The sequence below is a fragment of the Streptomyces sp. DH41 genome (assembly GCF_029813785.1).
Taxonomy (GTDB): Bacteria; Actinomycetota; Actinomycetes; order Streptomycetales; family Streptomycetaceae; genus Streptomyces.
In genome coordinates, this window is sequence record NZ_JARVKY010000017.1 from 116088 (window position 1) to 141219 (window position 25132).

General features: G+C 72.7%; 24 protein-coding genes. 13 read left to right on the forward strand and 11 right to left on the reverse strand.

The window, feature by feature from the left end; genetic code table 11:
- Positions 1-109: 109 nt before the first annotated feature.
- The gene (pdxR, locus tag QC283_RS25740; protein ID WP_279564050.1) at positions 110-1621 is read right to left on the reverse strand and encodes a MocR-like pyridoxine biosynthesis transcription factor PdxR; all 1512 of its coding nucleotides are present in this window, start codon (positions 1619-1621) and stop codon (positions 110-112) included.
- Between the two features lie 164 nt (positions 1622-1785).
- Here pdxR and QC283_RS25745 point away from each other — a divergent pair, with 164 nt between their 5' ends.
- The 9 genes from QC283_RS25745 to QC283_RS25785 all read left to right on the forward strand — a co-directional run bounded on the left by QC283_RS25745 (position 1786) and on the right by QC283_RS25785 (position 10848).
- Positions 1786-2289, forward strand: a complete 504-nt coding sequence (locus QC283_RS25745) for a hypothetical protein (protein ID WP_279564051.1) — start codon at positions 1786-1788, stop codon at positions 2287-2289.
- Entirely contained in the window at positions 2273-3235 is a 963-nt protein-coding gene (locus QC283_RS25750) for a bifunctional lysylphosphatidylglycerol flippase/synthetase MprF (protein ID WP_279564052.1), read from the forward strand. The genes QC283_RS25745 and QC283_RS25750 overlap by 17 nt, the downstream gene beginning before the upstream one ends.
- 103 nt (positions 3236-3338) lie before the next feature.
- Positions 3339-4472, forward strand: a complete 1134-nt coding sequence (locus tag QC283_RS25755; RefSeq protein ID WP_279564053.1) for an acyl-CoA/acyl-ACP dehydrogenase — start codon at positions 3339-3341, stop codon at positions 4470-4472.
- Between the two features lie 50 nt (positions 4473-4522).
- The gene (locus QC283_RS25760; protein WP_279564054.1) at positions 4523-5644 is read left to right on the forward strand and encodes an SDR family oxidoreductase; all 1122 of its coding nucleotides are present in this window, start codon (positions 4523-4525) and stop codon (positions 5642-5644) included.
- Positions 5645-5793: 149 nt separating this feature from the next.
- Positions 5794-7065, forward strand: coding sequence for an aspartate aminotransferase family protein (locus tag QC283_RS25765; protein WP_279564055.1), 1272 nt, complete (start codon positions 5794-5796; stop codon positions 7063-7065).
- A gap of 30 nt (positions 7066-7095) precedes the next feature.
- A complete protein-coding gene (locus tag QC283_RS25770) occupies positions 7096-7563 on the forward strand; it encodes an aromatase/cyclase (protein ID WP_279564056.1) in 468 nt (155 codons plus the stop codon).
- Positions 7535-8149, forward strand: a complete 615-nt coding sequence (locus QC283_RS25775) for a flavin reductase family protein (RefSeq protein WP_279564057.1) — start codon at positions 7535-7537, stop codon at positions 8147-8149. Before QC283_RS25770 ends, QC283_RS25775 begins: the two co-directional genes overlap by 29 nt.
- Positions 8146-9468 (forward strand): NAD(P)/FAD-dependent oxidoreductase, encoded by a 1323-nt coding sequence (locus QC283_RS25780; protein ID WP_279564058.1) that lies wholly within the window; start codon positions 8146-8148, stop codon positions 9466-9468. Before QC283_RS25775 ends, QC283_RS25780 begins: the two co-directional genes overlap by 4 nt.
- Positions 9469-9606: 138 nt before the next feature.
- Entirely contained in the window at positions 9607-10848 is a 1242-nt protein-coding gene (locus QC283_RS25785; RefSeq protein WP_279564059.1) for a wax ester/triacylglycerol synthase domain-containing protein, read from the forward strand.
- Positions 10849-10919: 71 nt separating this feature from the next.
- Here QC283_RS25785 and QC283_RS25790 read toward each other — a convergent pair whose 3' ends face one another.
- From QC283_RS25790 to QC283_RS25815, 6 genes are all read right to left on the reverse strand, one after another.
- Complete coding sequence (locus QC283_RS25790) at positions 10920-11816, reverse strand: SAM-dependent methyltransferase (RefSeq protein ID WP_279564060.1); 897 nt, start codon at positions 11814-11816, stop codon at positions 10920-10922.
- A 76-nt stretch (positions 11817-11892) separates the two neighbouring features.
- The gene (locus tag QC283_RS25795; RefSeq protein ID WP_279564061.1) at positions 11893-13470 is read right to left on the reverse strand and encodes an ABC1 kinase family protein; all 1578 of its coding nucleotides are present in this window, start codon (positions 13468-13470) and stop codon (positions 11893-11895) included.
- A gap of 100 nt (positions 13471-13570) precedes the next feature.
- Entirely contained in the window at positions 13571-14182 is a 612-nt protein-coding gene (locus tag QC283_RS25800) for a hypothetical protein (RefSeq protein WP_279564062.1), read from the reverse strand.
- Between the two features lie 52 nt (positions 14183-14234).
- Positions 14235-14759, reverse strand: coding sequence for an RNA polymerase sigma factor (locus QC283_RS25805; protein WP_279564063.1), 525 nt, complete (start codon positions 14757-14759; stop codon positions 14235-14237).
- Positions 14760-14909: 150 nt separating this feature from the next.
- On the reverse strand, positions 14910-16667 hold the full coding sequence (locus tag QC283_RS25810) for an NAD(P)/FAD-dependent oxidoreductase (protein WP_279564064.1): 1758 nt from the start codon (positions 16665-16667) through the stop codon (positions 14910-14912).
- Between the two features lie 50 nt (positions 16668-16717).
- On the reverse strand, positions 16718-17365 hold the full coding sequence (locus tag QC283_RS25815) for a hypothetical protein (protein WP_279564065.1): 648 nt from the start codon (positions 17363-17365) through the stop codon (positions 16718-16720).
- A 227-nt stretch (positions 17366-17592) separates the two neighbouring features.
- Here QC283_RS25815 and QC283_RS25820 point away from each other — a divergent pair, with 227 nt between their 5' ends.
- Positions 17593-18084, forward strand: a complete 492-nt coding sequence (locus QC283_RS25820) for an SRPBCC family protein (RefSeq protein WP_279564136.1) — start codon at positions 17593-17595, stop codon at positions 18082-18084.
- A 140-nt stretch (positions 18085-18224) separates the two neighbouring features.
- Positions 18225-19094, forward strand: coding sequence for an esterase/lipase family protein (locus QC283_RS25825; protein ID WP_279564066.1), 870 nt, complete (start codon positions 18225-18227; stop codon positions 19092-19094).
- On the opposite strand, the gene QC283_RS25830 is transcribed toward QC283_RS25825, so the two are convergent.
- Complete coding sequence (locus QC283_RS25830; protein ID WP_279564067.1) at positions 19046-19924, reverse strand: alpha/beta fold hydrolase; 879 nt, start codon at positions 19922-19924, stop codon at positions 19046-19048. The genes QC283_RS25825 and QC283_RS25830 overlap by 49 nt on opposite strands.
- Before the next feature lie 196 nt (positions 19925-20120).
- On the opposite strand from QC283_RS25830, the gene QC283_RS25835 reads away from it, so the two are divergent.
- A complete protein-coding gene (locus QC283_RS25835; RefSeq protein ID WP_279564068.1) occupies positions 20121-21008 on the forward strand; it encodes an RNA polymerase sigma-70 factor in 888 nt (295 codons plus the stop codon).
- Positions 21009-21188: 180 nt separating this feature from the next.
- Positions 21189-21950 (forward strand): GntR family transcriptional regulator, encoded by a 762-nt coding sequence (locus QC283_RS25840; protein ID WP_279564069.1) that lies wholly within the window; start codon positions 21189-21191, stop codon positions 21948-21950.
- A gap of 25 nt (positions 21951-21975) precedes the next feature.
- On the opposite strand, the gene QC283_RS25845 is transcribed toward QC283_RS25840, so the two are convergent.
- The 3 genes from QC283_RS25845 to QC283_RS25855 all read right to left on the reverse strand — a co-directional run bounded on the left by QC283_RS25845 (position 21976) and on the right by QC283_RS25855 (position 25064).
- Complete coding sequence (locus QC283_RS25845) at positions 21976-23130, reverse strand: ROK family transcriptional regulator (protein WP_279564070.1); 1155 nt, start codon at positions 23128-23130, stop codon at positions 21976-21978.
- Positions 23131-23229: 99 nt separating this feature from the next.
- Entirely contained in the window at positions 23230-23892 is a 663-nt protein-coding gene (locus QC283_RS25850; RefSeq protein ID WP_279564071.1) for a response regulator transcription factor, read from the reverse strand.
- Positions 23893-23906: 14 nt separating this feature from the next.
- Entirely contained in the window at positions 23907-25064 is a 1158-nt protein-coding gene (locus QC283_RS25855; RefSeq protein WP_279564072.1) for a sensor histidine kinase, read from the reverse strand.
- Between the last annotated feature and the right edge of the window lie 68 nt (positions 25065-25132).

Below are 25132 nucleotides of genomic sequence, written 5' to 3' on the forward strand. Positions count from 1 at the left end.
CGGGATCCGGCCGGTGGCCGGCCAGTGTGCAGAGCCAGACCTACTGGTGCGGCGCGGCGACCACGGAAATTCCGGGTGAACAACCGGCCGCCCGCGCGCCGGGAGCGTCTCACTCGCCCCGCGCCATCAGCGCCACCCCCGCGCGGATCCGCCCCGGCGTCAGATGCGCGTATCCCAGCACGAGCCGCACCTCCTTCCCCGCCGTCCCCTCACCGCCCGCCGCGTGCCCGTACGCCGCCAACGCGTGTACCGCGACCCCGGCGTCCGCCACGCGCGCGAGGAAGCGCTCCTCGGGGCCGTACCGCTCGGGGAGCGTGGCGATGGCGTGGAGTCCGGCGGCGATGCCGGAGACCCGCGAGCCGGGGAAGTGCTCCTCCAGCGCGGCGACCAGCGCGTCGCGCCGCTCGCGGTAGGCGCGCTGGCAGACACGCAGCTGGCGGTCGTAGTCGCCGCGCTCCACGAAGCGCGCGAAGAGCGCCTGGTCGAGGGTCGGATGTCCGAGGTCCGTGGTGCGCTTGCGCTCGACGACGTCGTCCGCCAGCCACTCCGGTACCAGCAGCCAGCCCAGCCGCAGTCCCGGTGCGAGGGACTTGCTGACCGAACCCGTATAGGCGACGCGTTCCGGATCGAGCCCCTGGAGGGCGCCCACGGGGGCACGGTCGTAGCGGAAGTCACCGTCGTAGTCGTCCTCCAGGACGAGCCCGTCCACGGACCGCGCCCAGTCCAGCAGTTCGGCGCGCCGCCGCGCCGAGTAGGCGATCCCGGTGGGGAACTGGTGGGCCGGCGTCGTCACGACGGTCCGTACGCCCGAGGCGCGCAGCGGGCCGACGGCGAGCCCCTCGTCGTCCAGGGGCAGCGGCACGGTGCCGACGCCCGCCGACGCGTACAGGGCGTCGTGCTGGGGGCTGCCGGGGTCCTCGACGCCGGCGGTGCGCACCCCGCGCGCGTGGAGCACGCTCGCGAGCAGCGCCGTCGCCTGCGCCACACCGGAGACGACCACGAGCCGCTCCGGGTCCGCCACCACGCCCCGGCGCCGTGTGAGCAGCTCGGCCAGCGCGGTCCGCAGCCGGGGCAGCCCGCGCGGGTCGGGATAGCCGAGGCTTTCGTGCGGCAGCTCCGCCAGCACGCCCCGCTGCGCGGCGGCCCACGCCGAGCGCGGGAAGAGCGACAGGTCCGGCGTCCCCGGCACGAAGTCGGCACGGTCACCGGGGGAGCGCGGGGCGAGATCGCGCGCGCGTGGACGGGCCGCCCTGACGGCGTCGCCCACCCAGGTCCCCGCACCCTGCCCGCTGCGCAGGTAGCCCTCGGCCGTCAGCTGCTCGTACGCCTCCGTCACGAGCCCCCGTGACACCCCGAGGTCGGCCGCGAGGTCCCGGCTGGACGGCAGGCGGGTGCCCGGCGTGAGCCGGCCGGAGCGGACCGAGTCCCGCAGCGCCTCCTGCAACGCCCGGCCACGCGCGCGTGCCGGCGCCGAGACGGCGGGCAGCAGCAACTCCCAGGCGGCCGTCCCGTCGCCCGTCCCGTCGGGAACGCCGTCGGCCGTGCCGTCGCGAACACCAGCGGCAGTGCTGTCGGCGGAGCCCGGACGGCTGTCGTCCGGGCCGGTCGGCGCTGATGTCATGAAAGCAGTCCCCCGAGGATCACGTCCGCCCAATCGCCCCCACTTTACGAGGGGTTGGACCCGAGGGGTGGGAGCCGCCGGTGCGTAAACCGGAGTGACAGACCACAGCGAGGGGGCAGGCCGCTGCCGGACCCCGGAATCGTACGCGCAATCCAGGAGCGCCCGTGGACGCCAAGAACCGTTTCGAGACGAAGGCCACCTTCGCTCTCTCCCGACTCGAATGGCTGGGCTTTCTCACCGTATCGCTCGTGCTCGTCTTCCAGCACCACGCGGAAATCCGCTGGGGCGTGTTCGTGCTGCTGTTCGTGGTGATCGACGTCATCGGCTACATTCCCGGGGCGATCGCTTTCCGGCGCGGCCCGGACCGACGTGTTCCGCGTGGTTACTACGTGGCCTACAACGTGATGCACAGCCTGGTCACGGCAGGTGTCCTGGCCGGGGCGTGGGCCCTGTTCGTCCGGCCCGAATGGGCGCTGCTCGCCCTCCCGGTCCACCTCATGGGCGACCGGGCGCTCTTCGGGAACTCCCTCAAACCCTTCGGCGTCGCCTTCGAACCGGAAACCGACCCGGCCTTCCGGGTGTTCGAGCAGCGTTATCACTCGGTGGCGGATTCCGGTGAAAGCGCCGCGGCGCGGACCGTGGAGGGCACCGATGCCGTCCGTGCTTGACACGCTCGCCGCGCACAGCGACAACCCCAGTTCCTTTCTCGCCCTCAACAGCGGAAACACGTACTTCCACGACGACCGGTTCGAAGGCGCCTGCGCCTATCGCACATCGGGCCGGTACGTGCTGCAATTCGGCGGCCCGTTCGCGGCACCCGAACACCGCGCCCGGCTGCTGGACGCCTTCGCCGCGCACGCCGGACGCCGCCTGGTCGCCGTACAACTGCAGCGAGCAGACGCCGAGTTGTACGCGGCGCACGGGTTCACGGTCAACCAGCTCGGGTCGTCGTACGCCGTCGACCTGAGCCGTTTCACACTGCGCGGCTCACGTTTCGTCCGGCTGCGGAACAAGATCTCGCGCGCCCGGCGTGCCGGTCTGGAGGTCGCCGAGGTGGTGGACGGGGACGACCGGGCCGAACTGGATCGGATCGACCAGTGCTGGCTGCGGGAGAAGGGCCGGCACGTCAAGGAGCTGCGCTTCCTCGTCGGCCAGCGGCACGGGAGCCTCCAGAAGCACCGCCGTCTGTTCGCCGGCCGGATCGACGGCGAAGTGGTCGGCTACATCAACTACTCGCCGGTCTACGGCAGCCGCCCCGGATGGCTGCACGACCTCAGCCGGCGCCGACCCGACGCGCCGCCCGGCGTGATGGAGGCACTCAACGCCACCGTCATGGAACGGCTGACCGCCGACGGAGCCGGCTGGCTGCACTTCGGGTTCACCCCGTTCACCGGGCTCGGCCCGGAGCACGAACCGCCGGGCGCCAGCCGCCTGTTCTCCCGGTTCGCCCGGCTGCTGGCCGAGCGCGGCGAGGCGATCTACCCCGCGGCCTCCCAGCTCGAGTACAAGCAGAAATGGGCCCCGCACGCGGTCCTCCCGGAGTACATCGCGTTCCGCGGCAGGCCCCGCCCCGGTGCCGTCTGGCAGCTGCTGCGCGCCACCAACGCCGTATGAGCCACCGTACGCGCGGCCGTGCGGGCGCCGTGCGAGTGCCGTACCCGCGCCGTGCGAATGCCGCGCACGTGTCACACCCATCCCATCCCGGAGGACCACGCCCATGAGATTCCTCGAGCGTGAACGCGCCACCCTCGCCAAGCTGTTGCCCGACCTGGACCCCGCCCTGCGCGAGACCCCGCTGATGGAGCTGGAGCGGCCGGGCAGCCCCGGCATCCGGCACTTCCGGGACAGCGGCGGTCCGGGACTCCTGGTTCCGGAGTCCCACCAGGGCCGGGGCGCGACCGCGCTGGACGCGCTGCGCGTGCAGCGGGCCATCGGCAGCCGTTCTCCCTCCCTGGCCGTGGCCACCACCATGCACCACTTCTCCATGGCCACCCTGGTCGGACTCGGCGACCTCGGCGACGGCCTGGAGTGGATGCTGGTCGAAGGCGTGGCCTCGACCAACCGGGTCATCGCCTCCGGTTTCGCCGAGGGCCGCAGCGGCGCCGGCATCCTGGACCCGTCGATGACCGCCGTGGTGACGGAGGACGGCATCCGGATCAACGGCGTCAAGCGGCCGTGCAGCCTGGCCCGCTCCATGGACGTGCTCACCGCCAGCGTCATGATCCCGCGCGAGGACGGGCAGGGGGACGAACTCGCCGTCGCCCTCGTGCCCGCCGAGAGCGAGGGCCTGAGCGTCAGCGGCTTCTGGTCCAGCGCCTTCCTCGCCGGTGCCGAGAGCGAACAGGTCACCCTCACCGACGTCCTCGTCCCGCCGGAGCTCCTCCTGCGCACCGCGACGACCTCCGGCGAACGGCTCGACGAGCTCCAGACGGCGGGTCTGATCTGGTTCCAGACGCTGATGACGGGCAGCTATCTCGGCGCCGCGAGCGCGCTGGTGGAGCGGGTACTGCTGAACGACCGTATCCCCGAGCACGAGCGGGTCCGTCTCTTCGTCGAGACCGAGGCCGCCATGGCCACCGCCGAGAGCGTCGCCCGGCGCATCGACGCCGGTGACCTGGACGAGTCGGCGCTCGCGCAGGCCCTGTACGCGCGCTACGGCGTCCAGGACGCCGTCGCCCGTGTCGTCCCGCGCGCGGTCGAACTGCTCGGCGGGCTCAACTTCATGGCCTCCGACGAGGTGGGCCACCTCGCCGCCTGCGCCAACGGACTGTCCCTGCACCCGCCGTCGCGCCCCCGGATGACCGGCCCGCTCTCCGCCTACCTGGCCGACCGGCCACTCGTCATCGCCTGACCTCAGTCCGCCGTTCACCGGTGGCCGAGACCCGTTGGGAGAACACACCCATGCCGTCAGACAACCAGCGTCTCGCCGTCCTGCCCACCTGCCGTACGGGACCGCGCGACCGCCCCACCCTGCTGCTCACCGGTGGTTCCGGAGTGCTCGGACGGGCCCTGATCGACGAGCTGTCACCCGACTTCGACCTGCTGTGCCTGCGCCGCAACACACCGCTGCGCGATCCGCGGGTACGCGAGCTGCGGGGCGACCTCGTCGCACCCCGGCTCGGTCTGAGCCCCCTGGCCTGGCACGAACTGGCCCTCCAGGTGGACGTCGTACTGCACTCCGCCGCCGAGACCAACTGGCGCACCCCGCCGGACGACATCACACGCACCAACCTGCGCGGTGCTGACACGATGCTCGACCTGGCCGCCCGGGCCGACGCCCCGCTCTATCTGGTGAGCACCGCGTTCGTGGCCAACACCCCCACCGAGGAGGACCGCCGGCGCTTTCCCGGCGCCGCCGCCTACCTCGACTCCAAGACCCGGGCCGAGCAGCTGGCACGCGACGCGGGTGTGCCCGGCGCCATCGTGCGGCCCTCGGTCGTCATGGGCGACTCCGGCACCGGGCGGATCGCCGGCCAGCAGGGTCTGACCAAGACGATCGGCTCGATGGTCCTCGGGCAGGTGCCCGTGCTGCCGGGAGCCCCCGAGGCCCGGATCGACATGGTGCCCCAGGACTACGTCGCGCGGGCCATCGGCGACCTGGTCCGGGGCGGCGTGGCCGGCGGCGAGTACTGGCTGACGGCGGGGAAGGAGGCCATCGAACTGCGGGAGTTCGCCGACGTCTGCGCGGACGTCGCCGTACGCCACGGCCTGCCCAGGCCCGAGCGGCCCCGGCTCATCCCGGTCGAGGCCGTGCACCGGCTGCTGCTGCCCATGCTGGAGGGCACCGCGCTGCCCGCGTCGGTCCGCCGGCGACTGGAGCACTACGCGGAACTGCTGCTGGTGTTCCAGCGGGAGCTGCCGTTCGACACCTCCCTCGGCGAACCCGACTGCGGCACCCGCCTGACCCGCACCGACATCCGCGCCGCCCTCGTGCGCAACGCGGAGAGCTGGGCCGAGGACAGGGCCGGCCTGCTCAGCAGGCACCGGGCCGCCGCGACCGCTTTGAGGGAGGCGGCGTCATGACGGTGTCGCCCCCGTCCACCGAGGCGTCCGGATCACCGGCCGGAACGGCTGGTCCGCCCGCCGGGACGACCGGATCGTCCGCAGGGGCCGCCGGGGCGCCCGCCGGGACGGCCGGGCCGTCCGCCGGGGTCGCTGGCCCATCTGCCTCAATGGCTGGGCCGCCCACCAGGGCCGCCGGGCCGTCCGACCGGATCGACGTCGTCGACCTCTACCTCAAGCACATCGGCTCCGGCCGCGCCGTCATGGGCCGGGTCATGGGCGGCATGGCCGAGGTCCGCTCCGAGGGCGTCTGGATCCACGCCGACGACGGCCGCCGCTTCCTGGACTTCGGCGGCTACGGCGTCTTCATCCTGGGCCACCGCCACCCGGCCGTCGTCGAGGCGGTGCACCGCCAGATCGACACCCACCCGCTGGCCAGCCGGGTCTTCCTCGAACCCGTCGCCGCCCAGGCCGCCCAGGCACTCGCCGCCCACACCCCGCCCGGCCTCGACTACGTCCACTTCGTCAACTCCGGCGCCGAGGCCACCGAGGCCGCCCTGAAACTGGCCCGCGCGCACGGACGCACCTCGTTGATCACCACGCGCGGGGGCTTCCACGGCAAGACCCTCGGCGCCCTGAGCGTCACCGCCAACGCCACCTACCAGACGCCCTTCCAGCCGTTGCTCCCCGACGTCACCCAGGTCGCCTACGACGACCCGGCCGGCCTCGAACAGGCGCTGGCCGCCCGCCGCGACCGGGCCTGCGTCATCGTCGAACCCGTGCAGGGCGAGGGCGGCGTACGCATCCCCCGCCCCGGCTACCTCAGCCAGGTGCGGGCGCTGTGCCGGGCGTACGGCGCCCTGCTGGTCGTCGACGAGATCCAGACCGGCATGGGGCGGCTGGGCACCTGGTGGGGCGTCGACGCCGAGGACGTGCGCCCGGACGTACTGCTCGCCGGAAAGGGGCTCAGCGGAGGCGTCGTACCGATCGCCGCGATGGCCGCCACCGCGGAGGCCTACGCACCCTTCAGCCGCGACCCCTACCTGCACACCTCCACCTTCGGCGCCTCCCCGATCGCCTGCGCCGCCGCCCTCGCCACCGTACGGGCGATGGAGGAGGAGAACACCGTGGCCCGGGCCGCCGCGCTCGGCCTGCGCGTCCTGACCGCCGTACGGGCCGTGTGCGCGCCGTACGAGGGCGGGCTGGTGCGTGAGGTGCGCGGCCGGGGGCTGCTGATCGGCATCGAGTTCGCCGAGGACCAGGCGGTGGGCGAACTCCTGCTGGAGCTGATCGCCCGCGGTGTGCTCGTCAACCACTCCCTCAACTCCACCCGGGTGCTGCGGCTGACCCCGCCGGCCGTGGTCGAGGACTCCGCGCTCGACCTCTTCCTCACCACCCTCGCCGAGGCCCTGCACAGCGCGGCCGGCCGCATGGCCGGCTGACACCAGCTTCCGGAAGGAACCGAACGACCCATGCGCCATGTGGTCCTGCACGCCTTCGCCGACAAACTGGCACCCGCCGACGTCTACCGACGCATCAGCGACTTCCGCCGCTACCCCGAGTACAGCGACACCTTCCGCGAGGTGCACGTCGAACCCGAGCTGCCCGACGGCTCGACGGTCTCGGACTGGACCGTCGAGTTCCGGGGCGGCCTGATGCGGTGGCGGGAACGCGACACCTACTCGCCCGAGACGCACTCCCTCGCCTTCGAGCAGCTCAGCGGCGACTTCCAGACCTTCGAGGGAAGCTGGCGCTGCGAGCCCCGAGGCGGCGGCACGCTCGTCGTGTTCACCGCCGCCTTCGACCTCGGCATCCCCTCCCTGGCCGAGATCCTCGACCCGGTCGCCGAGTCGACCGTGCGGACCAACATCGCCCGCGTGCTGCGGGGCCTGGCGGACGCGGAGGTGATCGATGAACGCGCGGCTGCGGCTCGTGGCTGACCGGACGGCGACCACCGGGACCCCGCCCACCGCGACGGATCCACCGCACGGGGAAGCACCGCACGGGGAAGCGCTGCACGAGGAACCGGGGCCGGGCGCCGCCCGCTGCCTCGGCCTGTACGCCAAACTGGCCGCCGGGGTGACCGTCGTGACCGCCCGTGGTGAGGACGGCCCGCTCGGCATGACGGTCTCCGCCGTCACCTCGCTCTCCGCCCGCCCGCCGATGCTCCTGGCCTGTCTGCGCGACGGTTCCCGCACCCTCGCCGCCGTCCGCGCCCGCCGGGTCTTCGCCGTGCACCTGCTGCGCGAGGAACAGCAGGAGCTCGCGGGCCGGTTCGCGTCCCCCGTCACGACGGCGGCCGAGCGGTTCGCCGGGACCGACATCCGGCAGGTGCTGGGCGTCCCGGTGCTGGCCGGCGCGCTCGCCTGGTCGGTGTGCCTCACCGAGGACGTACGCCGCTACGGCGACCACCACCTCGTCGTCGGCCGGGTCGCCGCCGTGCACGTGGGCGGCGGACGCCCGCTGCTGTGGCACGACCGCCGGTTCGGTGCGCTGACCGATCCGGTGCCGGACGCCGCCGGATGACCACGCCGCCGGCCGGAACGCCGTACTGGCAGCCGGCGGAACTGCCGCCGCAGCCCCAGCTGTACGGCGTGGTCACCGCGGACGTGGCCGTCGTCGGGGCCGGCCTGGCCGGACTGTCCTGCGCCTACCACCTGGCGCTCCGCGCGCCCGGCCTGGACATCGTCGTGGTGGACGCCGAGCAGCCGGCCGCCGGGGCGAGTGGCCGGGGCACCGGTCTGCTCGGCCCCCGGGCCGGCCCCGCCGTCGACCGCGCGGTGCGCCGCTTCGGCCCGCGGACGGCGCGCCGGATGCACCGGGCCAGCGAGCGGGCGGTCCGCGACGTCCTCGACCTGTGCGGCCGGCTCGACGTGCCGTGCGGGCTGCGAACCGGCGAGCAGCTCATGGCCACACGCTCGTCCGCGGGCCTGGTGGCACTCGCCCGCCAGGCCCGCGCCTGCCGCGAGATCGGCCTGGACGTCCCCGTCCTCACCGCGGCCGGCATCCGCGACCGCGTGGGCGTGCCGTACAAGGCCGCCCTCCTGCACCGCCCCGCCGCCACCCTGGACCCGGCCGCCCTGACCTGCGCCCTCGCCCGTGCCTGCGCGGACAAGGGCGTGCGCTTCTACGGCGGCAGCCCGCTGCTGGCGCTGCGCCCCGGCGACCTGGTCGGCCCCGAGCTGGTCCTCCCGCACGGCCGGCTCTACGCCGGTCAGGCGGTGCTCGCCGTCAACTCCGCCGCGCGGACACTGGACCTGCCGGTCGGCACGGTCCTCCCGCTGGAGGTGTACGCCGTCGCCACCGAGCCGCTGAGCGCCCAGGTGTACGAGGTGCTGGGCGGGGACGCCGGACGCACCGTCGTCGACGCCGTTCCCCTGGCGCCGTACTTCCGGCTGCTCCCGGACGGAGGGCTGGTGGCGGGAGGCGGCACCGCCACGGTCCCGGCGGGGCTCGACGCTCCCCGGCTGCGGGCCCTGCGGGAGCGCGCCTGGAGCCGGCTGGAGAGATGGCTGCGATGCCTGCACCCCGGCCTCGCCGGGACACGGGTCACCCACCGCTGGTCCGGCCGTATCGGTATCACCGGTGACGACCTGCCGGTGGTCGGGCCGGTCCAGGGGTTCCCCGACGTCTGGTACATCGGCGGCTGCGGCGGACACGGCCTCGCCCTGTCCGTGGCGCACGGCGCGCACGTGGCCGCGGCCCTGCTGGACGAGCCCGAACCCGGAGAACCCCTCCCGTGGCACCGCTCCCGGGCCCCGCGCCTGCCGGTTCACGGCCCCGCCCGGCCCCTGCTGCGCGCGTACGTGGACGCGCTCGCGGGCGCCGCGCGCCGCGCCTGCTGACACCCCGGCGGAGCGGTAGCCATGTGCTCGCGACCGAGAGACGAACCAACGGACAACCAACGGTTACCACCGGACAACCACCGGACAGATCGACATGACGAGCAGACCACCGAGAGACAACCGACGGAGAGGTCCCGGATGCGCCACCCCCGCCCCGGCAGCGACGGCGGTCTGCCGGCGTCCCTGCCCATGGGCACCGCCGACATCGCCTACCACCTGGCCATGGAGGGCAGACCGCTGCCGGCCGGTTTCCTCTTCGGCTTCTCGGGCCGCGCCCCCACCCTGGACGCGGTACGCGCCCGGGTCGCCGAACGTGCCCACCGCATCCCGGCGTTGCGCTACCGCATCGATCGAAGGAGCCGGACCTTCTCCCGCGTCGAACGGATCGACGTGGAGCGGCACGTGCACGAGGCCTGGCTGCCCGGGGACGACGACGGCTCGGGCGCCGGGAGGCTGATGCTGTCCCGTCCCATGGGCGGGGACGGCAGGCCGCCCTGGGACCTGTGGCTGGTGCACGGCCCCACCGGCGGCCACAGCCTGTGCTACCGCACCGACCACACCTTCCAGGACGGCGTGGGAGCCGCGCACACCGCGCGGGCCCTGCTCGACGACGACCCCGCGGGCGGACCACCGGCGCACCACCGCGGCCTGCCGGCCCCCGGCGGCCTCGCCGGTGCCGTCGGTGACGTGGCGGCCTCCTTCCGCCGGACCGCCAAACCGGCCTTCGACGTACCGGTCCGCGGGCGGACGGACATGTGTCAGGCGGTCGTCCCGGTGGCGCGGCTGCGGGCCGTCGCCCGGGCCCACGGAGCCTCCGTGAACGACGTCTTCCTCGCCGCCTACGCGCACGCGGTGGGCACCTGGCACCGTAAGAGCACCGGTTGTGCCCATCCGCCGCTGCCAGTGGCACTCCCGATGTCGGTGCGGGGACCCGGCGAGGAGTGCTCCCCGGGCAACCGGCTCGTCGTGGCACGCGTCCTGCTGCCCTGCGACGCACCGTCCCCGTGGCACGCGCTGCGCCGCGTGGTGGCCCGTACCGGGGCCCTGCGCACCAGCCGTCAGCGTGAGGCCCTGCGCCTGATGCTGACGGCCGGGCCACGGGCGGTCGGCGCCCGGGTCGGCACCCGGATGGTCAACGGCCGGTCCGTCGCCGGGCCGGTGAGCAGCGTGAACTTCGGCAGCGCACTCGTCCACCAGGGCAACGCCGCCCGCCGGGCCGTCGTCTACTCCGGGCTCGGCGCCGGTATCCGCTGCCTGACCACGCTGACGAGCCAGCACGACACCGCCTGCTTCGCCGTGATCCACGACGAGGCCCTGTCGACGGCCGGTGAACTCCCGGACCTGTGGCTCGCGGCACTGCTGGAACTGGAACGGCCGTAACGGGTACGGGGCACGGCAGGGTCCTCGGGCGTCGCGACGAGCCCGGGGCGCCTGCCGTGCCCTCCGGTTCCTCAGCCGGAGTCGCCGGAGTCGCCGGAGGCGCCCAGTGTCCCGGTCGTCAGGAACACGCACTTCGCCGCGGCCTCGGAGAGCAGCGGCAAGTAGGGCGCCAGGCGCTGCACCACGTACGGCAGCGTGAAGAGATCGGCCACCCGCGCGTCCCAGCCGTGCCCCGCCCACCAGCCCTCCGGCTCGGCGAGCTGCCAGTCCCAGGAGATCCCGGTGGCCGACAGCGCCTCCAGGAACGGCGCCACGAACGACGAGGACGCGGCCCCGGCGTTCACGCACTCGGCACCGAAGGCGCTGCCGGGTGCGGAGAGCTCCGTCATGGTGCGGACGATGGACTCCACCGTGTGGGGCTGGAGGTGGTAGAGGTGCGTCTCGCACAGCCACACGGTCGGCCGGCGCGGATCCAGCCCGGCGGCGAGCAGGTCCCCGCCCCAGGATCCGGCCAGGTCGGCACCGACGGTGCTGCGGCGCCCGCAGGACGGCGTGGCCCAGTCCAGCACGTGCTCCTTGAAGGCCAGCAGCGCCGGATCCTCGACCTCGAAGACGTGCACACCGGTCGGCCAGTCCAGCCGGAAGGCGCGGGTGTCGAGACCGGCCCCGAGCAGCACGACCTGCCGGCACCCCGAACGGACCGCGGCCATCAGGTGCTCGTCGTAGAAGCGGGTGCGCACCACGGCCCAGTCGGGCAACAGCCGCTGGAGCGGACCGTCGCCCGGGGGACCCCCGGTGAAGCCGGCCGCGTGCAGGAAGTCGGCGGCCCACGGATCCCGGACGTACGGCGCGGACCGCCCGTACTCCGCGGCGTGCGCGGACGCCGTCCAGAGGGCGACCCGGGAGAGTCCGTCCGGCAGCGGGACGCCCGACGCGGGCGGGGTCTTGGGCCGTGTGGTGTCCGGCATGGGAAACCTCCGTGTCGGTGATGTCGGTGATGTCGGTGATGTCGGTGATGTCGGTGATGTCGGCCGCGGGGTCCGGTCAGGGGGAGCGGCGACGACTGAGCAGGATCGCCAGCGCACCCAGCGCCAGCAGCCCGCCGGAGGGACGGACGGACCGCTGGCCGCCCATCGCGGCGGGGGTCCGCGGCTCGTGGATGTTCAGGGCGAACTGTCGGTTGGCGATGTCGGACAGCACCCCGCGGACCTGTTCCGGACTGGTGACGGCGGTCAGCAGCAGCTCCATGGAGTTGCGGGCGAACTGGTTGCGGCCCAGGAACTCGCGGCCCAGCGAGAAGAGGATCTTCGGCACCTCGCCCTGGAACACCTCCGGCAGCGTGATCTCGGGAGCCAGGCAGCGTACCGAGCCGTCGAGGTTCGCGAACGACTTGCCCAGCAGCGAGACGGCCGGCGGCGAACCGATGCCCCGCTTGGTCGCCTTGGCCAGCACCGTGGTGAGCGAGACGCCGAAGTTCATGTCCTCCAGGGACAGATGGGAGACCTTCGGCACGAAGGCGGCCATGTCGGCGGCGAACGCCGGCATGTTGGCCCACGGCGTCATCCGGCCCATCCCCGCCCAGTGCTGTGCCAGTCCGGCACCGTCGTTCTGCGCCAGCGTCATGAACAGCGGGAGCAGTTGCATGCTGGTACGGCGGTCCAGACGGCCGACCATGCCCCAGTCGATCAGCGTCGCGGGCCCGCCGGGCACCGCGAAGACGTTGCCCGCGTGCGGGTCCGCGTGGAAGAAGCGGTGGACGAAGTACCCGTGGTACATGAAACGCAGCAGATCCTTGCCGATCTCGACGCGCTCGTCGTCCGTGAAGTGGCTGCGGTCGATGTGCCGCACCGACTGCCCGCCGGCGAGCGACTGGACCAGGACCCGGGGACTGGCGTGCAGCACCCGGGGCACCTCCAGCGAGCGGAAGTGCCGGATGTGCTCACGGGCCTCGTCCATGTTGTGGGCCTCGCCGTTGAAGTCGAGCTCCGGCTCCATCGCGTCGAAGACCGAGCCGAGCATCGCCTCGATGTCGATGACCTCGTTGAACCGGGGCGCGACGCGGGCCACGATCTTCGATGCCCGTCGCATCAGGGCCATGTCCGCGAGCACGCCGTCGCGGATGCCGGGCCGTTGGATCTTCACCACGGCCGGGCGTCCACCGGGCAGGGTCACCCGGTAGACCTGCGCGAGGGACGCCGCCCCGAGCGGGGCGGCGGTCTCGACGTCGTCGAAGCGCAGCTTCCAGTCCGGTCCGAGGTCCCGCGCCAGCACCGGCTCGAACACGGAGAACGGCTGGATGTCCACCTGGTCGTGCAGGTTCTGCAGCTCGTCCCGGATCGACTGCGGAACCATGTCGGGACGGGTGGAGAGAATCTGACCGAGCTTCACGTAGAAGGGCCCGAGGCTCTCCAGCGCCTGCCGTACGGCCTTGGCCCGGCGCTGCTCCGACCCGGTGGAGGTGCCGGGGGCGGACCCGGCGGAGGCCTCGGTCTCCTCCGCCGGGGACCGCGTGTCCCCTCTCGTACGTCTCCGCAGCCGGGTCGCCTGTCCCACCTCGTCGGCCACGAGGCTGCCCAGCACCTTGACCACGAGACGCAGTCGATCGCCGACGACAGACGCCATCGTGTGTGATCCTCCTCAGATCGCTGCCGGGTACTCGAACGGCGGTCGGCGCGCTCGACCGGATCGGCCGGGCGGGACGGGGCGCCGGGGCCGGCCGGCTCTAGGACGTGGACTGTCCGCCCTGGGTGGGCAGACCGGTCAGGTTCTGCAGGCCCTCGAGTGCCTCGACGAGTTTGGGCAGCACCTGGAGCAGCTGGGTGAGCTGGGTCGGCAGCGACATGAGATCGCCGACCCCGCCGGCGGCCTGGCCGAGGCCTCCGGCCAGCTGTCCGAGCCCGCCGAGGGCACCGGCCGCACCGCCGACCGCGGCGAGCGGGTTGGCGGCGCCGCCCAGCGCCGCCAGGGGGTTGCCGGCGCCGCTGAGCGCCGCCAGGGGGTTACCGGCAGCGCCCCCGCCCAGCGCGGCGAGCGGGTTGGCCCCTCCCGCGGCGCCCGTGAGCGCGGCCAGGGGGTTGCCCGGGCTGCCCGCGAGCGCCGCCAGCGGGTTGGCCGCGCCCGCGAGCGCGGTCGCCGGGTTGACGGCGCCGGCCAGCGCGCCGAGCGCGTTCGCGGGCAGTCCGGCCAGTGCGTCGACGGGGTTGCCCGTGCCCGAGCCGCACGGCCCGGGCCTGTCCGGCCGGTCGAGGATGTCGTCGAAGGCTTCCTTCCCGCTGTCGGCCATATTGCCGACCAGGTCCTTGAGGATGTCCTGGAGGTTTTTGTTGTTGGACATGAGCGGGGTCCCTTTCCGTTTCCTGTGATGCGAGGGAAATGGCTTGTGCCCGTTATCGGGCGCAGCCTTCCAGGGATTTGGCGCACGCGTTCTTGAGTCGGGCGCGGCCCCTGGTGAAGGCGGCCTCGGCCGCCTTGACGGAAATGTTGTGTATGCGGGCGAATTCCGCAGTCGAAATCCCCTTGGCGCGGGCGAGTATGACCTCCTGTTCGCGTCCGCGCAGGTGTTTTACCTGGCCCAGCAGCCATCTGCCGAAGTCTTCGTCGCAGACGTCCTCCTCGGTCGTGCCGGAGGCGTCCATGGGCGCCGCGCGCTGCAGAAGTCTGCTGCGACGATCCATGTCACGGTAGAAGTCGATGCAGAGGCGAAGCGCCACGGACGTCAGGAAGGAACCGAGCCGATTCCTGTCCAACGCGGCATGGGCGGCTGCGCGGGCCATCGTTTCCTGAACGCAGTCCTCGGCGTCCTGAAAACTGGGCAGTCTTCGCCGAACCAACCGCATGAGGCGGTCCTGATGCTGGAAGATGTCTTCCCAGGAGCATTCAGCGGGCGATTGGCAGGTGGAATGTCGCACCATTGTGGATTGCAGCCCGTTGTCTCTCGGATTGGGCAGGGAGAACCGCAGTCGACTTTCTATTTGTCGGCCATGTGGTTTTCCTACCCGAGGCCCTCGGGGGGCAAACCGGAATGCGTACCTCCAGCGGTCGGCAGGAATGATTCTTCGCGGTCATTTCCGCGGAGCCGGACGCCGGGTCCAGTCGCGGTTCCAGTTGAACCACATGTCCCGTACGGTCTGGTGCACTTGGGAGCCGCCGGCGCGCAACTCGGTGGTGTACGCCTGGACGGCCTCCCTGCCCACCATCCGCGCGCCGCCGGTGAAGTAGGACCCGCGCACGTGCCGCGGTGAGCGGAATTTGCCCCACAGCAGGATCTTCATCAGCGGCCACAGGGTGAACACGCCGGAGGGGCAGCGGTCTTCGGGATCGAGGGTGCCCCACACCGCGGGGCAGAGCTCGCTCTCGCGTAGCAGTGCGTAGATGCGCGCGATCGTCCGGTCCTTCGTCAACTCTCCCGCGTGGTACGCGAGTACGGCGTCCCGCGACTGGTCGAACAACCGCTCCACCCACGGGTTGTCGACCCCTTGGAGGCCTCGGTAGGGCGGCAGTTCGAGTGCGTCGAAGCAGGCCGGGTCGTGCGTCTTCTCGAACGTCACGGCGGCCTGGTTCTGGGCGTTGGTCCCGTACAGAGTGGTGATGGTCCACACCCGGTTCCAGGCGTTCCACAGGTCGAAGTCGTCGAACGAGATGTAGCTGCAGGAGACCAGGTCGTCGTAGAAGCGGAACATGCGCTTGGTCCAGTGGTCCAGGTACGCGAACCGGGCGGTGTCGAAGTCGTCCTGGCGCACGGCTTCGATGAGCCGGTGGCCCAGCGCGTTGAGTGCCATCACGGTGACCGCGAGGCCGCTGGAGAAGAGCGGGTCGATGAAGTCGCTGGCGTGCGGCAGCAGGCACCACCGGTCTCCGACGACCTTCTGCGAGGCGAACTGGGTCCGGTCGGTCGACACGTACGGCCGCACCGCCCGCGCCTGCTCGAACTGCCGAGCCACACTGGGGAACCGGCGCACATGGCGCCAGAACTCCTCCTCCGCCGAGACGTCGTCCGGACGGGGGTGCCGGTCCAGATCGAGGTTGACGCCGACGCTGCACAGCTCACTGGTGCTCGTCGACTGGTTGTCGAACGGGATCACCCAGAACCAGCCGCCCCGGAACATGTGGTGGAGCGTTCCCTGGCTGAACGGGCTGGGCATTCCGTGCTGCTCGCGCGGCGGCGCCACGGTGTCGAAGGGACGCACGTCGACCATGTGCGTGAAGATCGTGCGTGACCGGGTGCGGTACGGCGGCTCCTGCCGCAGCCCGAGCCGTTCGGGCAGCACGGCCCGCATCCCGCCGGCGTCCACCACGTAGGACGCCCGGAAGGTGCCCCGTTCCCGGGTGACCAGGGTGGCGCCGTCCTCCTCGAACTTCACGTCGTCCACGAGGGTGTGGGTGTAGGCGGTGACGCCGTAGGACACGGCCACGTGGAACATGTACGCGTCCACGTCCTGCCGGAAGTAGTGCGAGTCCGGGCCGAGCGGCGGTCCCCAGGTGGGGTACTGGGTGCACTCGTCGGCCCGGGTCGGCTCGCCCTCGCGGTGGTAGACGAAGCTGAAGTTCCGCTTGACTCCGCAGTTGGACGACACGTGACGGCGCAGCGTTCCGTTGGTCGCCAGGTGCTCGATCTCCGGGACGCCGTAGCGGCGGGCCAGTACGCGCAGGCCGAAGGTGGTCTCGGGAACGGTGGACTCTCCGATGGCGAAGCGGGGGTGTCCGCTGCCCTCCAGCAGCAGCACGCGCACACCGTTGCGTGCGAGTACGGCCCCCAGCATCGTCCCGCCGATGCCGCCACCGACGATGGCGACATCGAAAACACGCTGGTCCTCTTGCATGTCTGCGGTTCCTTTCGCGACGGGAAGAGCGAGTTGCCCGGCCTCCCCGGTCACCGGTGGGCGACCGGGGAACCCGGCAGTACCCGGCGCAGCCCGCAGGCCGCCACCCGGGCGGAGAAGGAGACGGCGAACCAGGGAGTGGGCGCCAGGTCGGACAGCCGGCGCCGGTCTCCCGGTACGAGGCGCTCGCCGCGCCCGGTGACGTCGAGCCACGCACCGAAGTGCAGCAGCCGCGCCTCGGGCCCGGCATCACGCGCGGGGAACGGCCGCATGTGCTCGCGCACCGCGCGGGTCAGGGCCCTGCGCCGTTCGGCGCCCACCGCGTGCCCGGCCAGGAAGGAGTCGAGCAACTCGGCGGAACGGCCCGGAAACCCACCCCGTCTAAGCCGCGTGCGACCCACCAGCCCGGCGTCGTGGAACGCGGCGGCGGCCAGCAGCCCGACCCGGTCGTAGGTGGTGCCCCGGATCCGAGCACAGGCGTCCGCCAGCAGGAACGTACGCAGGGAGTGCACGGCGACGTGCGGCGGCAGCCGGCACAGCTGTGTCAGTGCGGCACCCGCGAGGGGATGCCCGAGCAGCTCCGCCAGGCGGGGCCGGCCGAGCAGGGGCTGCCACGAAGCGGGCAACGCCTCCGGTGGCGCGGCGGGCCAACTCGCCTCCTCGTCACCCGGGTCGGGCAGTCCGGGCTTTGCGGCCATGACCAACTCCCCCTCGATGTCCAGCCGTACGTCGGCTGTTTCCGTCTCACCTGTCCTTACGCTCGGCCCCCGCCCCACCCCCAAGGCGCAACGACCGTTGTCCGACCGCGCGTTGGCGCGCGAACGGCGGCGCGCGGACCGGGAAACGCGCTCCGGGGCGCGCTTTTGAGGCCGGCCGCGTTTCGCGGAAGTCCCGGCGTCCGGGAACGGGCATTCTGTATTCCGTGATCGCCGTGCTCAATGTCCATGAACGCTCCCTGCCCGCCCCGGCCGAGGAAGTCGGCGCCCTGATCGACTCGCTGGGCGGTGAGAACGACCGCCTCTGGCCGCCCGACTGGCCGCCCGTGCGCTTCGAGGGACCTCTGGCCGTCGGCGTCCCAGGTGGCCACGGACCGGTGCGGTACGTGGTGAGCCACTATGCGCCCGGCCGGTGGGTGCGCTTCCGGTTCACCGGTCCGCGGGGGTTCGAGGGCTTCCACGAGTTCAGCGTCGAACGCCTCGACGAGGGGCGGACCATGCTGCGCAACACCCTCGTGGTCCGTCCGCGGGGGCTGCGCTGGCTGGGCTGGCTACTGGTCGTCCGACCGCTGCACGACGCGGCGTTCGGGCGCAGCCTGGACTGCGCCGAACAGGCTCTGACCGGGCGGGTGGCCCACCCCGTCAGGTGCGGCAGGTACGTGCGTCTGCTGCGTGGTGCCGCCACGCGACTGGCCGTATGAACCATTCGAATGAATGAACCCTATTTGCTCGATGGGAGGAATTCTTTCCCCCTGTCGAGGGATCGTTGCGGAATTCGATGGACGCGAGACTGAGGAGTCAGAGCGAACCCAACGGTATTCCCAACGACAGGGAGATCGTCGTGAGTTTCCTGAACCCCCGCATCCCCGGACTCAATTCGGACGACGTGGCCACGGACCTCAGCGAGGCCCCGCACCGTCTCGCCGGACTCGCGCGGGCCGCCGGCGCCCAGGTCATCGCCACCGTCGACGTACAGCCGGGGGAGGACGACTGGAACGTCCCGGCGACCGAGGAACATCCCCGCCCCGTGGTGCTCGTGCACGGTACCTTCGGCAACCGCGGCTACACCTGGACCTCGGCCGCGCCCCTGCTGCGGCAGCACGGCCACCGGGTCTTCCGGCTCGACTACGGCCAGCACGGCAACCCGGTGATCTTCGGCCTGGGCGACATCAAGCACTCCGCCCGCCAGCTCGCCGACTTCGTCGAGGAGGTGCTGCGACGCACCGGCGAGCGGCAGGTCGACCTCGTCGGCTTCTCGCAGGGCGGCATGATGCCGCGCTACTACCTGAACGCCCTCGGCGGAGGGCCCAAGGTGCACAACTTCGTCGGGATCGCGCCCAGCAACCACGGAGTCACGGCCCAGGGCCTGATGAACCTGGCCCGCCAGATCCCCGGAGTGGTGGAACTCCTCGAACAGGGCGCCTTGGGGGAGGTCGTGCCGGCCTGGCCCCAGCTCCAGCACGACCACCCCTTCCAGGGCGAGCTGGCCGCCCTCGGCGAGACGACGGAGGGCGTCCGGCACACCGTCATCGCCACCCGCTACGACGACGTGGTCACCCCGTACACCTCGTGCGCCCTCGAGCGGACCGAGGGCCGCTACGTCGACAACATCGTCCTGCAGGACATCGACCCGGACGACCGCACGCCGCACGTGAGCATGCCCTACAACCCGACCGTGCTGAAGGAGGTCCTCAGAGCGCTCGCCTCCTGAGCGCGGCTGCCGTCCAGGAGGACGCGGGCGACCAGCGCCGGATCGTCGTTCATCGGCACGTGGCCGCAGCCGGGCAGCCGTACCAGCCGGGCCCGCGGAATGGTGTGCTTGGCGCGTACGCCCTGCCGGGGCAGGAGCAGCCGGTCCCGGTTGCCCCACGCCACGGTGACGGGGACGCCCGGGACGTCGTCGGTGAACAGCACGCTCCGTCCGGCCCGGAGCGTCTGCGCGAACCCCTCGGCGTGCGCGAGCGCGAGCGTCTCGGCGACCACGGCCTCGGGGGAGCGGCGGCCGGGACGGGCGTAGATCGTACTCGTCAGGGCGGTGCGGCCGACCGCCGTGCGGGAGAGCCGCTCGACCAGGGGGAGGGGCAGACTCCGGGCGGTCCGGCGCATCCCCGTCAGCACGCCGAAGGCGTAGCGCCGCTCGGCCTGCGTCCAGAACCCGGCCGGGGACAGGGCCGTCACCGACCGCACCAGGTTCTCGCGGCCGAGCTCCAGGGCCAGCAGGCCGCCCAGTGAGTTGCCGGCCACATGAGGCCGGTCGATTCCCAGTGCGGCGCAGAAGGCGCCGAGTGCGGCGGTCGTCGTCGGCAGGTCGTGCGGCAGCCCGTGCGGCAGCGCGGCCGACTGCCCGAAGCCGGGCAGATCCACGGCTATCACCTCGCGCTCGGTCGCGAGGATGTCGACCACCGGGTCCCAGGCCTGCCGGTGGTGGCCTATGCCGTGCAGCAGAAGCAGCGGCTCGCCGCTGCCCGCGCGCGCGTAGGCGAGGGTGAGGTCCTGCGGGCCGTACGCGGTGGCGGCCGTGAAGGAGAGCGTTGCGGACATGGGGCTCCTTGTCGGGAACGCGTGTAGTGGGAACACGTGTTGTCGGGAACGCGTGAACGATGACGGCATCGCGTAGACAGCCTGTCAGTAAGAGCTACCGACGGGTAGCCCCCGGGGGCGGCCCTTCGCCGGCGGTGGCGGCGGCCGGGGGCGATTCCGCCTGGACACGGCCGGACGAGTCCGCTGGGATGGAACGGTGACCACCGAAACCGCGACCGACGTCTTCGAAGAGCACCGCCCCGTCCTCCTGGGAGTCGCCTACCGCATGCTGGGCCGGCTGGCCGACGCGGAGGACGTGGTCCAGGAGGCCTGGCTGCGCTGGTCCGGCGCCGACCGGTCCGGCGTCCGCGAGCCGCGCGGCTTCCTGGTGCGCGTCACCACCCGCCTCGCCATCGACCGGCTGCGCCAGATCAAGTCGCGGGGCGAGACGTACGTCGGCCCATGGCTGCCCGAGCCCTATGTCACCGACTTCGGCGACGCCGTCCCGGACACGGCGGAACGGGCCGTCCTCGCCGACTCCGTCTCCCTCGCCGTCCTCGTCGTCCTGGAGTCGCTGTCACCGCTGGAGCGGGCGGTGTTCGTCCTGAGGGAGGCGTTCGGCTACCCGTACGCCGAGATCGCCGCGATGCTGGAGCGCCAAGAGGCCGCGGTGCGCCAGCTCGCCGGCCGGGCCCGCAAGCACGTCGACGAGCGGCGGCCCCGCTACGACGTCGACCCCGCGCAGCGCCGGGACCTCACCGAACGCTTCCTCGCCGCCGCGGTCGACGGCGACCTCGAAGGACTCATGGCGCTGCTCGCCCCGGACGTCCGCCTGGTCGGTGACAGCGGAGGCAAGTCCAAGGCCCCCCTGCGCGTCCTGGAGACCTCCGACAAGGTGGCCCGCTTCCTCCAGGGCGCCGCGCGCAAGGGGATCGCGGACGCCTCGTTCCGCTTCCTGGAACTCAACGGAGGGCCGGCCCTGCTGGTCCTGTCCGGGAACGAACCCGACTCCGTCTTCCAGCTGGACGTGGTCGATGGCCGCATCGAATCGGTGTACATCATCCGCAACCCCGACAAACTGCAGGCTCTGGCCGCCCTCGTCTGACCGCCCGCCTCCCCGTCACCACCCGAGCCCCCGTCCCCGCGACGGGGGCTTCGTCGTCCTGTCGCTGGATTGGTCTTGACCAAGGGTGTGGGCCGTTTTAGGGTCGCAGAGAACTGCAACAACCTTTAATAAACAAGGGCGTCAAAACGCCGCCGGACCACGGCGATTGCGGAGGACAGGGTGGGGACCACGCAGTTGGAACCGGTGCCGGAACCGAAGTACTGGCACCTCAGGACCGTGCTCAGCGAAGCCCTGGACTCGGAGTTCTCGGTGGGTGAGGTCCTGCCCAACGAGCGGGACCTCGCCGCCCGGTTCGGGGTCGCCCGCGCCACGCTCCGCCAGGCCCTGGAGCAGCTCGAACTGGAAGGCAGGCTCCAGCGGCGCCGCGGCGTGGGCACGACCGTCGCCCCACCGCGCGTCGGTGTGGCCGTCGGCACCCGGCAGCACGCCTGGCCCGGGACCGCCGACGACTCCTGGCAGCCGGCCGACTGCGCCCTGACGGTTCCGTCCGCGGCCGTCGCCGACGCGCTGGGCACCGGCCGGGACGAGCCCGTGCACACCGTCCGCCGCTCCCGCGTGACACACGGCCAGCCCGTCGCCGCGGAGCTGCTGTACGTCCCGCCCGCCTCGGTGCCCGACCTCACCGCCATCGACGCTCCCTCCGGCGCCGCACGCGCGCGTACCGTGCTCCGCGAACTGCAGCGCGGAGAACTGGAGCGGCAGGAGAGCGCCGTGGAACTCGGATCGGCCGGCGCCGAGGACGCGAAGGAACTGGACCGCCTCCCCGGAGCGCCCGTCCTCGTCGTCACCACCCGCTACCTCGCGAAGGGCCGCACCGCCGCGCTCTCCGTCGCCACCTACCGCGCGGACACCTGCCGCCTCACGTTCGGGGACTTCGGAGACGTGGAGATCCACCACGGCCCCGAGACCCGCGCCTCCTGACCGGCCCGGCCCGGTCTTCGGCTGGTCAGCGGCGAGCCGTCGCGCCCTCGACCGCGAACAGCTGCTCCTCCACATGGTCGAGGGCCAGTCGCAGCGCGCCGGTCGCCACGGCCGCTTCGCCGAGTAGGGACAGGGCCAGCTTCGGCGGGCGCAGGCAGTAGCGCGCCAGCTCCCGCCGCAACGGCTCCAGCACGTCGTCCAGCCCCGCCGCCCAGCCACCGATGACGACCAGCTCGGGATCGAGGGCCAGCGCCATCGCGGCCACGTCGTGCACCAGCCGCTGGATGTAACGCTCTACGGCCGCACGGGCCCGCAGGTCGCCCTCACGGGCCTCGGCGAACACCTTGGCGACCGCCTGCTCGTCCAGCGGGTGCAGCGGCTGGTCCGTGGTGGACAGCAGCGTCTCCGGTGTCACGTCCCGGCCCAGCAGATGCAGCGCGCCGGTCTCGCCGGCCGCCCCGCCGTACCCCCGGTGCAGCCGTCCGCCGATCAGCGCCCCGGCCCCCGGACTCAGCCCGGCCAGCACGAACACGATGTCGTCGGACTCGGTGGCGGCCCCCTTCCAGTGCTCGGCCACCGCCGCCGCGTTCGCGTCGTTCTCGACCAGCACCGGGCACTTGAAGGAACGGCTCAGCCGCTCGCCCAGACGCAGCCCGGTCCACCCGGGCAGCGCGGTACCCAGCCGGACCGTGCCGTCCGCCTCGACGATCCCCGGCGTGGCCGCTCCCACCGCGCGCAGCGACCCGCGGGCCACCCCGGCCCGGCGCAGCAGCTCGGCGACCGCCGTGCGCAGCCGCTCCAGCCGCTCGTCGGCCGGGGCGCTCTCGTCGACGTCCTTGGCCTGGGCGCCGATCACCCGGCCGTCCAGGCCGGACAGAAGCGCGGCGACGCGGTGCGGCCCGATCTCCAGACCGAGCAGGTGCCCGGCCTCGGCCCGGAACCGGAACCGCCGCGCGGGCCGCCCCTGCCGTCGGGCCGTGCCCTCGTCGGCGGCCGCCTCGATGACGAGACCCGCCTCGATGAGCCCCTCGACGACACCCTCGACGGTCGGCCGGGACAGCCCCGTCACCCGGGTGATCTCGGTCAGCGTCGCACAGTCCGTGGCACGCAACGCGTGCAGCACCACCGCGGAGTTGATCCTCCGCAGCAGCGACGGATCCCCGCCGGTCAGCCCGCCCAACGTCCGTCCTCCCAGCTCGTGCGCGTGTTGGCCGGATCGTACTCGGCCCGCTCCGCCCCGGCGAGGGCCGGTCCGTCCCTTCCCCGCCGGGCAAGCGCCTCACCCGGGTGCCACGAACCCCGACTCGTACGCCGTGATCACCGCCTGGGTGCGGTCCCGCGCCCCGAGCTTCGCCAGTACCGCGCTCACGTGGGACTTCACCGTCTCCGTGCCGACGACCAGCCGGGCGGCGATCTCCGCGTTCGACATCCCGCGCGCCATCAGCCGCAGCACCTCGCCCTCCCGCTCGGTCAGCTGTGCCCGCTCCAACTGCGCGCGAGCCGCCCGGTTGCCGCCGCCGTCGCCGTACTCGGCGGCGAGCTGCCGGACCGAGGCGGGGAACAGCAGGGAATCGCCCTCGGCGATCAGCCGCACCGCGTGCACGATCTCGGCCGGCCGGGCCCGCTTCAGCAGGAAACCGTCGGCGCCCGCGCGCAGCGCCTCGTACACGTACTCGTCGTTCTCGAAGGTCGTCACCACGAGGATCTTCGGCGGGTCGGTCATCGTCCGCAGCAGCGCGCGCGTGGCCTCGATGCCGTCCAGCAGCGGCATCCGGACGTCCATGGCGACCACGTCCGGCCGCACCTGCCGCACCAGCGGAATGACCGCCGCCCCGTCGGCCGCCTCCCCGACCACCTCGATGTCCGGCTGCGCCTCCAGCACGGCCCGCAGACCCGCGCGTACGAGGGGTTCGTCGTCGACGAGGAGCACTCTGACCGGCATCCGCCCAGCGTAGATCAACTCGGCGGCAGCTCGACGCGTACCTGCCAGTCACCGGCGTCGTCGGGCCCCGTGTGCGCCCGCCCGCCCAGCAGCGCGGCACGCTCGCGTATACCGCGCAGCCCGCTGCCGCGCCCGGGCGTGACCCTCCCGTCCGGCAGCGCGTTGCGCACCTCCAGGGTGAGCGCACCGTCCCTCACCTCGACGCGGACCCGCGCCGGCACCGCACCCGCGTGCCGCAGCACGTTGGTCAGCGACTCCTGGAGGATGCGGTACCCCTCCCGGGAGACGGGGCCCGGCAGGCTCTCCACGGGGCCCGTGACCTCCGCGTCGACCTTCGCCCCCGAGGCGCGTGCGGACTCCAGGAGACGGTCGGCGTCCGCGAGCGTCGGCCGCCCGCTCGCGGGCCCCCTCGTCTCCCGCAGGACACCGAGCACCCGCTCCAGGTCCTCCAGGGCCGCCCTGCCGGTCTCCTCGATCGCGGTCAGGGCCCGGTCGGTGAACTCGGGCCTGTTCGCCGCGCGCGCGGCCCCCGCCTGCACGACGGCGACGGTCAGCGCGTGACCGATGGAGTCGTGCAGCTCGCGGGCGATGCGGTTGCGCTCCAGGAGCTGCTCGGTGCGTTCTTCCAGGGCGCTGAGCCGTTCGGCGGCGGACGGTCCGAGGAACGCGCGGGCCGCCGCCGTCACCAGGACGCCCAGGCCGACCACGGCGCCGTACAGCGCGAGGAGGGGAAGCACCGCGAGGAGCGCCCACACCCAGTGCGGGTCGGCGTCCCGCAGCACCGGTATGTCGTCGACGCGGTAGCCCAGCGAGCGCCGGACCATCTCGACGGAGATGAGCGGCAGCCACACGCAGACCATCGAGGTCAAGACGCCCAGCAGCATGCGCAGCTCCAGCCACGCCACCGTGCGCAGCCGGTCGCGCCGGCTGACCGAGGGGGTGACCGAGAACGCCGAGTCGTCGTGTCCGGGGGTGAGGAGCAGGCGGGCCTGCACTCCCTCGCCGGTCCGCACAGCCGCGATCAGGCCGACCGGGACCAGCACGAGCAGGGGCACCCAGGGCATGTGCGGCACGACGAACATGAACACGCTGAAGGCCGCCATCGGCACCCACAGGTGCAGCAGGCGTGTGTACGTCGTCCCGCGGACCAGCGGGCGCAGCAGGCGGACCATCCCGTCATCGTGCCACCCGGCACCGACAGCGCGGCTCCCCCGCACGGGGGAGAGGCTCTCCACCGGCG

What these genes read in the sequence shown, in the direction of transcription:
- pdxR (WP_279564050.1), bottom strand. Translation starts at nt 1,621, where the DNA reads ATGACATCAGCGCCGACCGGCCCGGACGACAGCCGTCCGGGCTCCGCC.
- QC283_RS25750 (WP_279564052.1), top strand. Translation starts at nt 2,273, where the DNA reads ATGCCGTCCGTGCTTGACACGCTCGCCGCGCACAGCGACAACCCCAGT.
- QC283_RS25755 (WP_279564053.1), top strand. Translation starts at nt 3,339, where the DNA reads ATGAGATTCCTCGAGCGTGAACGCGCCACCCTCGCCAAGCTGTTGCCC.
- QC283_RS25760 (WP_279564054.1), top strand. Translation starts at nt 4,523, where the DNA reads ATGCCGTCAGACAACCAGCGTCTCGCCGTCCTGCCCACCTGCCGTACG.
- QC283_RS25765 (WP_279564055.1), top strand. Translation starts at nt 5,794, where the DNA reads ATGGCTGGGCCGCCCACCAGGGCCGCCGGGCCGTCCGACCGGATCGAC.
- QC283_RS25770 (WP_279564056.1), top strand. Translation starts at nt 7,096, where the DNA reads ATGCGCCATGTGGTCCTGCACGCCTTCGCCGACAAACTGGCACCCGCC.
- QC283_RS25775 (WP_279564057.1), top strand. Translation starts at nt 7,535, where the DNA reads ATGAACGCGCGGCTGCGGCTCGTGGCTGACCGGACGGCGACCACCGGG.
- QC283_RS25780 (WP_279564058.1), top strand. Translation starts at nt 8,146, where the DNA reads ATGACCACGCCGCCGGCCGGAACGCCGTACTGGCAGCCGGCGGAACTG.
- QC283_RS25785 (WP_279564059.1), top strand. Translation starts at nt 9,607, where the DNA reads ATGCGCCACCCCCGCCCCGGCAGCGACGGCGGTCTGCCGGCGTCCCTG.
- QC283_RS25790 (WP_279564060.1), bottom strand. Translation starts at nt 11,816, where the DNA reads ATGCCGGACACCACACGGCCCAAGACCCCGCCCGCGTCGGGCGTCCCG.
- QC283_RS25795 (WP_279564061.1), bottom strand. Translation starts at nt 13,470, where the DNA reads ATGGCGTCTGTCGTCGGCGATCGACTGCGTCTCGTGGTCAAGGTGCTG.
- QC283_RS25800 (WP_279564062.1), bottom strand. Translation starts at nt 14,182, where the DNA reads ATGTCCAACAACAAAAACCTCCAGGACATCCTCAAGGACCTGGTCGGC.
- QC283_RS25805 (WP_279564063.1), bottom strand. Translation starts at nt 14,759, where the DNA reads ATGGTGCGACATTCCACCTGCCAATCGCCCGCTGAATGCTCCTGGGAA.
- QC283_RS25810 (WP_279564064.1), bottom strand. Translation starts at nt 16,667, where the DNA reads ATGCAAGAGGACCAGCGTGTTTTCGATGTCGCCATCGTCGGTGGCGGC.
- QC283_RS25815 (WP_279564065.1), bottom strand. Translation starts at nt 17,365, where the DNA reads ATGGCCGCAAAGCCCGGACTGCCCGACCCGGGTGACGAGGAGGCGAGT.
- QC283_RS25830 (WP_279564067.1), bottom strand. Translation starts at nt 19,924, where the DNA reads ATGTCCGCAACGCTCTCCTTCACGGCCGCCACCGCGTACGGCCCGCAG.
- QC283_RS25850 (WP_279564071.1), bottom strand. Translation starts at nt 23,892, where the DNA reads ATGCCGGTCAGAGTGCTCCTCGTCGACGACGAACCCCTCGTACGCGCG.
- QC283_RS25855 (WP_279564072.1), bottom strand. Translation starts at nt 25,064, where the DNA reads ATGGTCCGCCTGCTGCGCCCGCTGGTCCGCGGGACGACGTACACACGC.